The organism is Nocardioides sp. (assembly GCF_031397825.1).
Lineage (GTDB): Bacteria > Actinomycetota > Actinomycetes > Propionibacteriales > Nocardioidaceae > Nocardioides.
In genome coordinates this window covers 1-11,797 of sequence record NZ_JANNML010000101.1, presented here as the reverse complement: position 1 = coordinate 11,797, position 11,797 = coordinate 1, and the positions used below count along the sequence as shown (strand labels likewise).

Here is an 11,797-nt window from a genome sequence, read left to right as displayed (position 1 = left end):
ACGTCGAGGGACTCGTGGGATCCGTCGCGCTTCAACGCCTCGGCCACCCGGGACAGGGCGGTGTCGAAGTCGACGAGGTCGGCCCAGTCGCCGCGGATGTCCATGGTGGCGATCCCGGTGTGGCCCATGGTCCGCTCATCGAGGGTGACGTGGCGGTGCTCGAGGGTGACGAGCCCGGCGGTGTCCGCGATGGGGGCGATGGCCTGGTCGACGTGGGCGATGACATCTGCCGGTGTGCCGAGGACGGCGCGGGCGATGCGGTGGGCCCGCCAGATCGGGACCTTCCCGGCGGACACCTTGGCGTGGAGGCGTGGCATCCGGTGCCGGATGACGAGGCTGTCGCGGATGAACGCCCGACCCGCCGAGGTGGTCATCTGGTTGACGGTCGCGAAGGGTGCGGCGGCGTTCCAGGCGATGGGTGGGATGCCGAACCACTGGTCCTCGTCGAGGTCGCCGGTGCCGGGCGTGCGGTCGTCGTGGTCCCCGAGGTCGCCAGCTGGCACCGAGCTGCGGTGGGGTGCTTTCCAGGACTGGTCGCCGGGGGTCTCGGGGTGGGCGTGGGCCCACTCGATCGCGAGGTGGAACCGGTCGAGGTTGGCCTGGTCGGCTGCTGCCCGGTCTGTCGGATGAGGGTGATGAGGTCGGTGGGTGTGGGCGCGTCGTCGTCGACCTGGTGGGGGTCGATCACGCCTGCGGCCATGCATCTCGTGTAGTCGAAGACACGTTCGGTTGACAAGCAGTTCTCCACATGGATCCGAGCTCGGGGTCAGGTCTCGACGCCTCCCCGCTGGGCTCGTCGGGTCGACCACCGACCGGAAGTGCTTGACCACCGACAGGTCCCTCCCCGTTGGCCAAACGTTTGACCACCCCGGGAGGGCGCGGTCCAGATGGGCCCGACGCCTCCTCACCGGAGCTCCTCGGGCTCGACCAACGACGGGCGCACGGCGCGGTTCCCCGCTGCAAATCCGGTGGAGTCCAGCGGCTGGACGTGGTGGAGTCCTGCCCGGAGGTGATCGCGGTGGCTGGCTACGGGGAGCTTTCCGACGTGTACGAGTGGCTGATCGGGGACGACAAGCTGTCCCCCGCCCAGGCAGCCGCGGTCTACTACGGCGATGTCGTGGACTCTCTGCCGCCCCACGCGCGCGTCCTCGACTGCGCCTGTGGAACCGGCCAGCTGGCCGTCGGTCTCGCGAGTATCGGCCTTGACGTGGTCGCCGCAGACGCCAGCGACGGGATGGTGCGCCGGACCGAGGAGCTCGCCAGCGAGCAGGGTGTCTCGCTGCGAGCCCTGCGCGCGAGCTGGGACGAGCTGCCGGTCCACCTGGAGGACTCCACGTTCGACCTGGTGTTCTGCGTCGGCAACTCGCTCGGGCACGCCGAGGGCGCAGCCGGGCGCCTGACCGCACTGGAAGCGATGTCGCGGCTGCTGAGTCGGGGCGGGCGCCTCGTGCTCACGTCACGCAACTGGGAGCTCGTGCGCTCGGCCGGCTCACGGGTCGACGTCCGCGACCGACTCATCCGCCGCAACGACCGCGATGCGGTCGTGAGCTACTACTGGCACATCGAGCAGCACTGGGAGCAGGAGCACTTCCTCGAGATCGTGGTCGCCCAGATCGAGCCGGACAGGGCAGTGCGAGCCTGCTCGGAGCGGTTGTCCATCTGGCCCTTCCGCTACGAGGACCTCGTCGCGGAGCTGGGGAGCGTAGGTCTCAGGGTCGAGACCACCACCTTCGACCCAGCCACCGACGGGTACCTGGTCGTCGCCGGGAGGTGCGCCTCATGAGCGAGCAGTTCTACTCGGACGCGAGGTTGTACGACCTGTTGTTCCCCGGAGGCGAGCGGGCCGTGGACTTCTACAGGGCGGAGGCCCGTCGACAAGGCGGATCCGTCCTGGAGCTCGGGTCCGGCACCGGACGCAAGCTGATCCCCATCGCCGCCGACGGGCATCCGTGCGTCGGTCTGGAGCTCTCGCCGGACATACTCGCCGAGGCGCAGCGCAAGGCCGACGTTCGCGGCGTGAAGGTGGAGTGGGCGCAGGGCGACATGCGCGACTTCGACCTGGGCCGGACGTTCGAGCTCGTGATCATCGCGGCCAACTCACTGCTCCACCTGCAGGAGGCCGGCGACCTCGTGAGCTGCTTCCGGTCGGTGCGCAGGCATCTGGCGCCCGGAGCGCGGTTCGTCTTCGACGTGTTCAATCCGAGTGTGCGCATGCTTGCCGGCGCCGACGGCGTGCGGCGCACCCGCGAGGCGTTGGCCTTCCAGGATCCCGAACGCGGCAACGTCAGCGTCGATGTTGCCGAGACCTACGACGCGGCCGCCCAGGTGACTCGCGGGACCTGGTACTTCTCGGCGGACTCCCGGCCCGACTACGTCGTCGTACCGCTGGAGCTCAGGAGCGTCTTCCCCCAGGAGCTGCCGCTGCTGCTCTCACTCGGTGGTCTGCGGCTCGTCGAGCGGTTCGGCGACTGGTCCCGGGGGCCACTCACCGCAGAGGCGGCGCTCCAGCTCTGCGTCTGTGAGTCGGCCTGAGTCGGCCTGAGTCGGCTCATCTTGACCGGTACGACAGGGCGACCGCCCCGGACCGGAACTCACGGCGGTCCACGAGCTCGAGCTGCACGCGCTCGCGCAGGCCGGCGAGCGTGACGTTGATCGAAGAGCGGTGCGGTCTCATCTCGTTGCTCTCCCTGGATGCGTGCCGCGCGTCCACCGGACGCTACTCAGGAGCATCGCCGTGACCGAGGATGAGGGACATGCCCGAGCTCGTCACCCCGACCACCGACCTCCACGACGCCTGGCTCGCCTGCCACCGCGAGTGGGGGCCTGGCGTCCACGAGGACGGCTTCGCGAGCAAGCCCGAGGACGAGGTCGGCTCCGTGGACGGCTTCGCCGCCTGGGTCGCCCGGCTGCACGCGCTGCCGGCCGCGCGGGCCTGGTGGATCGTCGAGGGCGACGAGGTCCAGGGCGGGATCGTCCTGCGCCACGTCAGCACCGAGACGACCCAGCGACTGGGACACGTGGGCTACGGCGTCCGCCCCTCGGCCCGGGGCCGGGGCCTCGCCACGTGGGCGCTCGGCCAGGTCCGCCCCCTCGCCCGGTCCGGGGGCCTGGACCGGTTGCTGGTCGTCTGCTTGGACGACAACGTCGGGTCGATCAGGACGATCGAGCGCAACAGGCGGGATCCTCGAAGAGGTCGTGGACGACCCCCACGGCCGGCTGCGGCGCTACTGGATCGACGTCGGCGACGACGACCTCACCGACCCGTCACCGCCGCACACAGCTCACTGACCGTCCGGGTCCACACCTCGGGATGCGTCGACCAGAAGTCGTGCGGCACGTCGGGGACGGCCGTGAAGGTCCCGTGGCGCACGGTCCGCGCCAGCTGGGCCAAGGGCCAGCTCGGCCGGATGTCGTCGCCGGCGGCGACGAAGGCCATCGGCACCTCGCACTCGGCGAGACCCCGCCACAGCGACTCCCCCTGGATCCACGAGGTGAACGACGCGCCCAGCGCCGCGTGCACCTGGGGCACCCAGGCGATCTCCACGACGGGCTCACCGGGCTTGCCCGCCTCGTAGGCCTCGGACCAGGTGCGGTCGCGCTGCGGACCGCGCCCCGCGATGCCGATGACGGCCACCACCGACGCCGGGTGCTCCACGGCGTAGCGAACCGCCAGGTCACAGCCCCACGAGTGGCCGACCACCACCCACGACGCGACCCCCACGGCCGACCGCACGGCCTCGAGGTCCGCGAGCGCCCGCTCCATGTCGTGCGGCCCGCCGCCGGAGCGTCCCACCCCGCGAGGCTCGGGGAACCAGGCGCGGTGACCGACCGGCGCGATCGCGTCCTGCTCCAGGTAGTGCACGCACCCCGGCCCGCCCGACAGCACCAGCACGTCCGGGCCGTCCCCCGCCACGCCGACGTGCAGGGCGACGCCGTCCACCTCGACGCGCAGCGAGTCCATGCCCGCGGACGCTAGCAACCGTGAGCCACACTGGGGCGATGAGGCGACTTCTCGGCGCCATGGCCCTGCTCCCGGCACTCGCCGCCTGCAGCAGCACGACGGAACCCGGGGCCACCCCGCCGGCGGCCAGCAGCATCCCGGCTCCGCCCGCGGACACGCCCACCACCCCACCCGCCGCGACGCCGACCCCGACGCCGACTCCCGAGCGCCGCGCCAGCCCCGACGACGTCGACGTCTCGGTCGCGACCCGCGCGGTGCGCCACCTCGCGGGCGTCATCGGCCCACGGCCCGGGACCAGTCCGGCGTACGTCGAGGCGGCCGACTGGGTCCAGGACCGGCTCGAGGCCAGCGGGTGGCAGGTGACGCGGCAGCGCTTCCCCACCCCGGCCGGCGTCTCGTGGGGCGTGCCCGTGAAGGCCGGCCCCAGCGTCAACCTGGTCGCGACGCGCGGCGACGTCGCACCCGGCAAGCCCTGGCTCGCCGTCGGCGCGCACCTCGACACGGTGCCACAGGCACCCGGGGCCGAGGACAACGCCTCCGGCGTCGGGGCCCTGCTGGCGACGGCCGACGCGATCGCGGAGACCAGGACCCGGCTGCCCGTCGTGCTCATCGCCTTCGGGTCCGAGGAGCCGCGCGGCCCCACCGACGACGACCACCACTACGGCTCTCGGGCCTACGTCGCCTCCCTCACGCCCACCGAGCGCCGCGGCCTGCGCGGCATGGTGTCGCTCGACCGGGTCGGCGTCGGCGACGTGATGCCGGTCGGCACGCCCGCGGAGCCCAACGCCCTCACCGACGAGATCACGGCAGCAGCCCGGCGCGCGGACGAGGCGACCGTGCTCGACCCCTTCCAGCGCTCCAGCGACCACTGGTCCTTCGTGCGCGACGGCCTGCCCGGGGCGCGGCTGGGCAGCACGCCCTACGCCGGCTATCACTCCGAGGCCGACACCCCCGACGTCGTACGACGGTCCCAGCTCGCCGCCGCCGCCCGCATCGTCGTCAGCTGGCTGAGGTAGCCGCCCGCCACAGGTCGAGGCCGATGTCGACGAGCCCGACGCGGGGCAGCCGCGCCACCTCGGCGAGCGGCCACCAGCGCGCCTCGTCGGTGCTGCCGTCGACCTCCCGGGTGAGCTCCCCACCCACGACGGAAGCCTCGTAGACGACCCGCACCGCCTTCATCGGCCGATCGGTGTCGGCCAGGCGCCGCGAGACCGGGATCGTGTAGCTGTGCACGCCCAGCAGGCGACCGAGCAGCGCGTCGTAGCCGGTCTCCTCCCGCACCTCGCGCACGGCACCGTCCTCGACCGACTCGTCGAAGTCCACCCCGCCCCCGGGCAGCGTCCACTTCTTCTCGTCGGCCTCGTTCCACAGCGCGAGCAGGACCCGGTCCTGGTCGTCGACGATGACGGCGTAGGCGGCCAGACGTGTGTCGTAGTCGGTGTACTCCATCGTCCCATCATGGAATAGACCACCTGGGCGCCGTCGCTATGCCCCCATGACCGTTTCCACGATCACGCTCAACGACCACACGACCATCCCGCAGCTCGGCTTCGGGACCTTCCAGGTCCCGCCCGAGGAGACAGCCGCGACCGTGCGCACCGCGCTCGAGGTCGGCTACCGCCACATCGACACCGCGCAGATGTACCAGAACGAGGAGGGTGTCGGCGAGGCCCTGGCGTCCTCCGGCATCCCGCGCGACGAGCTCTACGTCACGACCAAGCTCAACAACGGCTTCCACGCCCCCGACGACGTGCGCCGCAGCTTCGACGAGTCGCTGGCCAAGCTCGGCCTGGACCACGTCGACCTCTTCCTGGTCCACTGGCCGCTGCCCACCAGGTACGACGGCGACTACGTCTCCACCTGGAAGGCGATGGCCGAGCTCACGCAGGACGGGCGCGCTCGTTCCGTCGGTGTCTCCAACTTCGAGCCGGCCCACCTCGACCGCATCGTGGAGGAGACCGGCGTGCTGCCGGCCGTCAACCAGATCGAGGTCCACCCCTACCTGACGAACGAGGCGGCCCGCGCCGCGTCGATCCGGCACGGTGTGGAGGTCGAGGCATGGTCCCCGATCGCCAAGGGTGCGGTGCTCGACGACGAGGTGATCGGCAAGATCGCCGCCGCCCACGGCAAGACCGCCTCGCAGGTGACCCTGCGCTGGCACCTCGAGCGTGGCGACATCATCTTCCCCAAGTCGATGCGCGAGGAGCGGATGAGGGAGAACTTCGACATCTTCGACTTCACCCTCACCGCCGACGAGGTCGCCGCCATCACCGCGCTCGACCGTGGCGAGGAGGGCCGCACCGGCCCGCACCCCGACACGTTCGACTTCATCCCCGGCTGAGGCTCTCGGCCAGGGCGGTCGCCGACTCCTCGTCGAAGTCGCCGGCCAGCTGCAGACGGCCGTCGGTGATCGGCGTCTCCACCGTGGGGGCGCTGATCACCGTGCCGTCGGCCACCAGCGCGAGCCGGCCACCCGTGGCGGCGAGCTCGAAGGACAGGTCGCCCAAGGACTCGCTGGCACCGGTCTCGAAATCGACCGTGACGACCCAGACGTCCGAGCCGGCCGCAATGCCGGCCTGGGCGTCCTCGACCCCGCCGACGACCACGGCCGGCCCGAGGCTGTACTTCGTGCCTCGGTCGTCGCAGGCAGCGCCCTCCTGGTCGACGCCCAGGGCCACCGGCGGTGCGTCGCAGTCGAGGCCGTCGAACTGCTGCTTCACCAGCGAGTCCGGCGCCGGTGCCTCACTGGTGGCGATCACGGCCCGGACCTCCAACGGTGCCGTCGGCGCGGTCGACGCGGACGGCGAGGTCGGGGTCCGGTCAGCCTGCGGCCGACCTGCGGGCGGCTCGTCACCGCACCCCGCCAGCACGGCGACGAGCAGGGACCCGAGGACCAGCGGTCGCAGTCTCATGCCTGCGAATGTCTCACGCGTCCAGGGCGCGTCCCCAGGTCTCGAGCAGGTGGGCGAGTCGCGACCGCCCCAGGTCTCCGAGCCCCTCGACCAGCCGCTGCTCGTTGGCCATGTGGGCCTCGAAGGCCTCGTCGATGAGCGCGCGGCCCGCAGGCGTGAGGGCGACGACCCGACCGCGACCGTCGAGCTCGCTCACCCGGCGCGTCACCCACCCCTTCCCCAGGCACCGGTCGACCCGCTTGGTCACCGCTCCCGACGAGACCATCGTCGAGGCCGCCAGCCCACCGGGCGTCAGCTCGAAGGGCTCCCCACTGCGCCGCAGGGTGGCCAGGACGTCGAACTCGCCCTCGCCCAGGCCGAACGACCGGTAGACCACCGTGAGCTCCTCGTCGAGGTGCTGCGCGAGCCGCGTCAGGCGCCCGATGATCCCCTGCGGCGCGACGTCCAGGTCGGGACGCTCGACCGCCCACTGAGCCATGATCCGGCCGACGTGATCCAGGTCGCGCTCCATGCGCGGAATATATCCCACCTGGAAACTATTCTTGCTTCCATGGAAAGTATTTCATGGCGCACGGCGGCGATCACCGCCGTCGCGCCGATCGCGTGGGGTTCGACGTACGTCGTCACGGAGCAGCTGCTGCCGCCCGACCGCCCGCTCTTCGCCGCCGTGGTGCGCGCGCTGCCGGCGGGTCTCCTGCTGCTGGCCTACCGCCGTCGACTTCCCCAGGGCGACTGGTGGTGGCGCTCCGCCGTGCTCGGGGTGCTCAACATCGGCCTCTTCTTCCCGCTCATCTTCCTGGCCGCCTACGAGCTGCCCGGCGGCCTGGCCGCGACCCTGCAGGCGACGATGCCGCTCGCTGTCATGGCCGTCGCCTGGCGGCTGCTCCGCGAGCGCCCCGGCGCCGCGCGGATCGCGGCCGCTCTCGTCGGCATCCTCGGCGTCGGGCTCCTGGTCCTCCGTTCCCCCGGTCAGGTCTCGACCGTGGGCCTGCTGGCGGCCTTCGGCTCGGTCGCCGTCACGGCGGTGGGCTTCGTGCTCCTCAAGCGCTGGGAACCGCCGGTCGACATGGTCACCCTCGTGTCGTGGCAGCTCGTCGCCGGAGGACTGGTCCTCGTGCCGGTCGCCCTCGCGGTCGAGGGCGCGCCGCCCGCGATCGACCTGCCCGCCACCGCCGGCTTCCTGTGGCTCGGCGTGGTCGGCACGATCCTGGCCTACACCTGCTGGTTCCACGGGCTCACACGCATGCCCGCCGGGGCGGTCTCCCTCATCGGCCTGCTCAACCCCGTGGTCGGCACCCTGCTGGGCGTCGCGTTCGCGGGCGAGCTCTTCGGCTGGGCACAGGCCCTCGGCATGGCGCTGGTCCTCGGCGGCGTCGTCGCGGGACAGCCCGCCGTGGCGGCCGCCGTACGCCGCCACCGGGCGACCCGCCGCACCGCCTCCGTCCCACCCACCACTCCCCGCGAGCTCGTCGGCGCCGGAGCGCGACGAGAATAGGTCGGTGCCCGACGGGCCGACCTCAGCCGATCGTCACCGTGACCTCGTTGGAGATCTTGTCGTTGTCGGTGTCGACCACGCGGAAACGGTTCTCACCGGGCTTGCCGGTCTGGATGTAGGTCGAGAAGGTCTCGTTGCTCACCAGGGCGGTCACGGGGAAGTCACCCCACGCGCCGCTCTCGAACTGCTGCACCTGGAGGATCGCGCCCTCACCGCCGGGATAGACACCGGTCAGGTCGATGCGCTCCATCGCACCGACCGCGGTCTGCCCGGACTGCAACGAGATCGCGGACTCCGGCTCCTCCTCGGACGGCTCCTCGCTGGGGAACTGGCTGACCGAGCCCTCCGGGTCGGGCGCCAGCGTGATCAGCGGGTCCGAGTCGCGGTTGGTGGGCTCCACCGGCGGCAGGAACATCGTCTCCTGCGCTGTCGAGCCCGAGGTCGCCTCCTCGGATCCCCCGATGCCGAGCACCCGGCTGGCTGCCAGGGCACCACCGCCGAGGATCAGCCCGACGGTCAGCGCGACGGCCACCAGCGCGACGATCCCCGACAGGACGGGATGCCCGTCGGCTCCGGCGGGACGGTCGGTGTCTTCCTCGGCCACGTGCGGTCTCTCCCTGGCTCGGCGTACGTCGGGGCCATTGTCGGCGACGCAGCCAAGCAGACCAAACGCCGGCCCGTGGGCCGAGCCTCAGCGCGGCTCGAGGACCACGACCGGGATCTCGCGGTCGGTGCACTCCTGGTAGACCGCGAAGTCAGCGTAGAGCTCCACGAGCAGCGGCCACAGCCGCGCGCGCTCCTCGGGCGAGGCCGTGTGGGCGCGGACCGGGCGCTTCTCGGTGCGGACCTGGATGGTCGTGTCGGGCGAGGCGACGAGGTTGGGGTACCACTGCGGGTTCTTCGGCAGCCCGCCCTGCGAGGCGACGACCACGACGTCGGCACCGTCGAGCAGGTAGAGCAGCGGCGTACGGAAACGCGTCCCGGACTTGCGGCCCACGTGGTCCAGGAGCAGCGTCGGCACCGGCTTGCGGAAGCCAGCGCCGATGCGCCACTTGCTGCCGATGCGACCGCCGGTGAGCGTGAACACCTTCACCTGCGCCTTGGCCATGTACTTGATGACCTTCACCGTCGCCGGGCTCGCGAGCGCCTTCTTCCGCTTCTCGAGCTGCTCCGGGGTCATCGTCATGTCAGAGGCCACGCTTCCACACGACCTGCTCGTGCAGGTGCCGGCTGCGCCAACCGTCCGGGGTGCGGACCAGCGTGTGGTGGTAGATCCCGCCCAGCTCGACGATCTTCTCCCCGCCCTTCCCGTCGTCCGTGGGCATCGGGTTGTGGAAGTACGCCGAGCAGGTCGCGGCGTCCGGGTCCCCGGCGTCCAGCCGGATGTCGAGCTGCCCCAGGGTGTGCATGCGCTTGGGGAAGAACGCCGGCAGCATCTCGGCCAGCCACGGCTTGACCTCGTCGTACGACGCCGCGATCCCGCCCGACTCGGTGTAGTCGATCTGCGCGTCGGGGGTGAACACGGTGTCCAGCACGTCCCACGCCCCGGTGTCGATGGCGCGGGTGTAGCGGGTCAGCACGTCGGAGATCTCGGCCCGGTCGCTCAGCATCTGGAGGTCCACGTGTGAACTCTGGCACAAAACTGGAACACGTTCTAGTGTGAGCGCATGCGATTCACCTACGCCGAGGCGATGACCCAGGCGCACTACTACGCCCCGCTCGCGCAGGCCGCCGAGGCCGCCGGCTACACGAGCATGACCGTGGCCGACAGCCTGATCTATCCCAAGGAGTCGGACTCCAAGTACCCCTACACCGACACCGGGGACCGCGCCTTCCTCGACGGCAAGGAGTTCATCGAGACGATGGTGCTCTGCGCGCACCTCTTCGCGCACACCACGACGCTGCGCCTGACGCCGTTCGTGCTCAAGCTGCCGGTCCGCCCGCCGGTGCTGGTCGCCAAGCAGGCCTCGTCGCTGGCGTTCCTCTCGGGCAACCGCCTCGGTCTCGGCGTCGGCCTGTCCCCGTGGCCCGAGGACTTCGCCAACCTCGGCGTCGACTGGGCCAAGCGCGGCAAGCGCATGGACGAGTGCATGGACATCCTGCGCGGGCTCACCATGGGTGAGTACTTCGCCTACGACGGCGACTTCTACCAGGTCGACGAGCTCAAGCAGTGCCCCGGCGCGACCGAGAGGATCCCGCTCCTGGTGGGCGGTCACGCCGACGCGGCGCTGCGCCGCGCGGTCCTCAAGGGCGACGGCTGGATGCACGCCGGCGGCGACGGCGAGGAGCTCGACCGGCTGCTGACGCGGCTCGCCGAGATCCGCCGAGAGGAGGGCGACACCCGCGACGACTTCGAGGTGCACGTCATCTCCTACGACGCCTACGACGTCGACGGCATCAAGCGTCTCGAGGACAAGGGCGTCACCGACTGCATCGTCGGGTTCCGGGTGCCCTACATCATGGGTCCGGACACCGAGCCGCTCGAGAAGAAGATCGACGCGATCGAGAAGTACGCCCACAGCGTCATCCACAAGGTCAACGGATGAGCGGCAGCCTGGGCCTGACCCAGGTGCTGCAGGACGCGATCGCGGAGGCCGAGGAGCTCGTCGCCAACGCGCCGTTCATCCGCACCGAGGCCGACCGGCTCGAGGGCTACGACTACCTCTCGGGGCGCATCCGCATGGCGATGCAGATGGCCTTCGACCACGACCTCGACCGGCCGCTGCTCATCAACCCGACCCACCAGTTCTCCCGCCAGGGGCTCGACAACCCCGACGCGATCTACTTCAACGCCTACCTCCGCGAGGGGGTCGAGTACGTCGTGCGCGGACGTCGCGGGTCCAGCGCGGACCTGTCCTTCCAGGTCATGGGCGGCTCGTACAGCGCCACCTCGGCGGCCACGTCGCTGATGGCCTTCGACGACCGCGAGCTCGACGTCGCGGCCGACGGGACCTTCGAGTTCACCTACGTCGCCGAGCCCGGCGCCAAGACCCTCATCGTGCGCGAGGTCTTCAACGACTGGGACACCGAGGAGCGCGGGTTGCTCACCATCGAGCGCACCGACACCCTCGGCAAGCCGGCCCGCAGCCTCACCGAGGACCTGCTCCGCAAGAAGTACGAGGTCGCCGCCCGCAGCCTGGTCGGCAGCATCCAGACGTGGTTCGCCTTCCCCCAGTTCTTCCAGTACAAGGAGCCGGTCAACACCCTGACCGCCCCGCAGTCGACGCCCGGCGGGCTCGCGTCGCAGCGCTCGTCCATCGGTCACTACGAGCTGGCCGAGGACGAGGCGATGATCGTCTCGGTGCCGCGCTGCGACGACTGCGCCTACCAGGCGATCCAGATCGGCTCGGACTGGTACGCCTCGACCGACTACGAGACCCACCAGACCTCGCTCACCAAGGCCCAGGCCGACACCGACCCCGACGGCGT

Annotated in this window: 15 protein-coding genes and 2 pseudogenes; 8 read left to right on the top strand and 9 right to left on the bottom strand. The window is 71.1% G+C overall.

Annotation, left to right across the window (positions count from 1 at the left end):
* Positions 1-503, bottom strand: a pseudogene (locus RMN98_RS08840) (hypothetical protein); the annotation flags it as partial.
* A gap of 542 nt (positions 504-1,045) precedes the next feature.
* Between RMN98_RS08840 and RMN98_RS08835 the strand changes: the two are divergent.
* Complete coding sequence (locus tag RMN98_RS08835; protein ID WP_309648446.1) at positions 1,046-1,783, top strand: class I SAM-dependent methyltransferase; 738 nt, start codon at positions 1,046-1,048, stop codon at positions 1,781-1,783.
* A complete protein-coding gene (locus RMN98_RS08830) occupies positions 1,780-2,532 on the top strand; it encodes a class I SAM-dependent methyltransferase (protein WP_309648445.1) in 753 nt (250 codons plus the stop codon). Before RMN98_RS08835 ends, RMN98_RS08830 begins: the two co-directional genes overlap by 4 nt.
* Before the next feature lie 16 nt (positions 2,533-2,548).
* On the opposite strand, the gene RMN98_RS08825 is transcribed toward RMN98_RS08830, so the two are convergent.
* On the bottom strand, positions 2,549-2,674 hold the full coding sequence (locus RMN98_RS08825; protein WP_309648444.1) for a hypothetical protein: 126 nt from the start codon (positions 2,672-2,674) through the stop codon (positions 2,549-2,551).
* A gap of 70 nt (positions 2,675-2,744) precedes the next feature.
* Between RMN98_RS08825 and RMN98_RS21020 the strand changes: the two are divergent.
* Positions 2,745-3,161 (top strand): annotated as a pseudogene (locus RMN98_RS21020) (GNAT family N-acetyltransferase); the annotation flags it as partial.
* A gap of 92 nt (positions 3,162-3,253) precedes the next feature.
* Here the strand turns inward: RMN98_RS21020 and RMN98_RS08820 are convergent.
* The gene (locus RMN98_RS08820) at positions 3,254-3,961 is read right to left on the bottom strand and encodes an alpha/beta hydrolase (protein ID WP_309648443.1); all 708 of its coding nucleotides are present in this window, start codon (positions 3,959-3,961) and stop codon (positions 3,254-3,256) included.
* 38 nt (positions 3,962-3,999) lie between these two features.
* Between RMN98_RS08820 and RMN98_RS08815 the strand changes: the two genes are divergently transcribed.
* Positions 4,000-4,977 carry a M28 family peptidase gene (locus RMN98_RS08815; protein WP_309648442.1) on the top strand — a complete coding sequence of 326 codons (978 nt, stop codon included), beginning with the start codon at positions 4,000-4,002 and terminating at the stop codon, positions 4,975-4,977.
* On the opposite strand, the gene RMN98_RS08810 is transcribed toward RMN98_RS08815, so the two are convergent.
* Positions 4,961-5,410 (bottom strand): NUDIX domain-containing protein, encoded by a 450-nt coding sequence (locus RMN98_RS08810; RefSeq protein ID WP_309648441.1) that lies wholly within the window; start codon positions 5,408-5,410, stop codon positions 4,961-4,963. The two genes, RMN98_RS08815 and RMN98_RS08810, sit on opposite strands and share 17 nt — an antisense overlap.
* A gap of 46 nt (positions 5,411-5,456) precedes the next feature.
* Here RMN98_RS08810 and RMN98_RS08805 point away from each other — a divergent pair, with 46 nt between their 5' ends.
* Positions 5,457-6,302: an aldo/keto reductase gene (locus RMN98_RS08805; protein WP_309648440.1), complete on the top strand. Its 846-nt coding sequence runs from the start codon at positions 5,457-5,459 to the stop codon at positions 6,300-6,302.
* On the opposite strand, the gene RMN98_RS08800 is transcribed toward RMN98_RS08805, so the two are convergent.
* Together RMN98_RS08800 and RMN98_RS08795 are read right to left on the bottom strand one after the other, a co-directional pair.
* Positions 6,289-6,873 (bottom strand): SecDF P1 head subdomain-containing protein, encoded by a 585-nt coding sequence (locus RMN98_RS08800; RefSeq protein WP_309648439.1) that lies wholly within the window; start codon positions 6,871-6,873, stop codon positions 6,289-6,291. The genes RMN98_RS08805 and RMN98_RS08800 overlap by 14 nt on opposite strands.
* A 13-nt stretch (positions 6,874-6,886) precedes the next feature.
* On the bottom strand, positions 6,887-7,384 hold the full coding sequence (locus tag RMN98_RS08795; protein WP_309648438.1) for a MarR family transcriptional regulator: 498 nt from the start codon (positions 7,382-7,384) through the stop codon (positions 6,887-6,889).
* A 39-nt stretch (positions 7,385-7,423) separates the two neighbouring features.
* On the opposite strand from RMN98_RS08795, the gene RMN98_RS08790 reads away from it, so the two are divergent.
* Positions 7,424-8,368, top strand: coding sequence for an EamA family transporter (locus RMN98_RS08790; protein ID WP_309648437.1), 945 nt, complete (start codon positions 7,424-7,426; stop codon positions 8,366-8,368).
* Positions 8,369-8,390: 22 nt separating this feature from the next.
* Here RMN98_RS08790 and RMN98_RS08785 read toward each other — a convergent pair whose 3' ends face one another.
* The 3 genes from RMN98_RS08785 to RMN98_RS08775 all read right to left on the bottom strand — a co-directional run bounded on the left by RMN98_RS08785 (position 8,391) and on the right by RMN98_RS08775 (position 9,990).
* Positions 8,391-8,972 carry a hypothetical protein gene (locus RMN98_RS08785; RefSeq protein WP_309648436.1) on the bottom strand — a complete coding sequence of 194 codons (582 nt, stop codon included), beginning with the start codon at positions 8,970-8,972 and terminating at the stop codon, positions 8,391-8,393.
* 87 nt (positions 8,973-9,059) lie between these two features.
* Complete coding sequence (locus RMN98_RS08780) at positions 9,060-9,554, bottom strand: nitroreductase family deazaflavin-dependent oxidoreductase (protein ID WP_309648435.1); 495 nt, start codon at positions 9,552-9,554, stop codon at positions 9,060-9,062.
* Position 9,555: 1 nt separating this feature from the next.
* Complete coding sequence (locus RMN98_RS08775; protein WP_309648434.1) at positions 9,556-9,990, bottom strand: nuclear transport factor 2 family protein; 435 nt, start codon at positions 9,988-9,990, stop codon at positions 9,556-9,558.
* Positions 9,991-10,035: 45 nt separating this feature from the next.
* Here RMN98_RS08775 and RMN98_RS08770 point away from each other — a divergent pair, with 45 nt between their 5' ends.
* Positions 10,036-10,914, top strand: a complete 879-nt coding sequence (locus RMN98_RS08770; RefSeq protein ID WP_309648433.1) for a TIGR03619 family F420-dependent LLM class oxidoreductase — start codon at positions 10,036-10,038, stop codon at positions 10,912-10,914.
* On the top strand, positions 10,911-11,797 hold an 887-nt coding region (locus RMN98_RS08765; RefSeq protein WP_309648432.1), incomplete at its 3' end, for a hypothetical protein. The genes RMN98_RS08770 and RMN98_RS08765, both read left to right, overlap by 4 nt.

Excerpts from the sequence above, each read along its gene's own strand:
- RMN98_RS08800 (WP_309648439.1), bottom strand. The coding sequence starts at position 6,873 with ATGAGACTGCGACCGCTGGTCCTCGGGTCCCTGCTCGTCGCCGTGCTG.
- RMN98_RS08830 (WP_309648445.1), top strand. The coding sequence starts at position 1,780 with ATGAGCGAGCAGTTCTACTCGGACGCGAGGTTGTACGACCTGTTGTTC.
- RMN98_RS08795 (WP_309648438.1), bottom strand. The coding sequence starts at position 7,384 with ATGGAGCGCGACCTGGATCACGTCGGCCGGATCATGGCTCAGTGGGCG.
- RMN98_RS08805 (WP_309648440.1), top strand. The coding sequence starts at position 5,457 with ATGACCGTTTCCACGATCACGCTCAACGACCACACGACCATCCCGCAG.
- RMN98_RS08770 (WP_309648433.1), top strand. The coding sequence starts at position 10,036 with ATGCGATTCACCTACGCCGAGGCGATGACCCAGGCGCACTACTACGCC.
- RMN98_RS08810 (WP_309648441.1), bottom strand. The coding sequence starts at position 5,410 with ATGGAGTACACCGACTACGACACACGTCTGGCCGCCTACGCCGTCATC.
- RMN98_RS08815 (WP_309648442.1), top strand. The coding sequence starts at position 4,000 with ATGAGGCGACTTCTCGGCGCCATGGCCCTGCTCCCGGCACTCGCCGCC.
- RMN98_RS08825 (WP_309648444.1), bottom strand. The coding sequence starts at position 2,674 with ATGAGACCGCACCGCTCTTCGATCAACGTCACGCTCGCCGGCCTGCGC.
- RMN98_RS08790 (WP_309648437.1), top strand. The coding sequence starts at position 7,424 with ATGGAAAGTATTTCATGGCGCACGGCGGCGATCACCGCCGTCGCGCCG.
- RMN98_RS08820 (WP_309648443.1), bottom strand. The coding sequence starts at position 3,961 with ATGGACTCGCTGCGCGTCGAGGTGGACGGCGTCGCCCTGCACGTCGGC.
- RMN98_RS08780 (WP_309648435.1), bottom strand. The coding sequence starts at position 9,554 with ATGACGATGACCCCGGAGCAGCTCGAGAAGCGGAAGAAGGCGCTCGCG.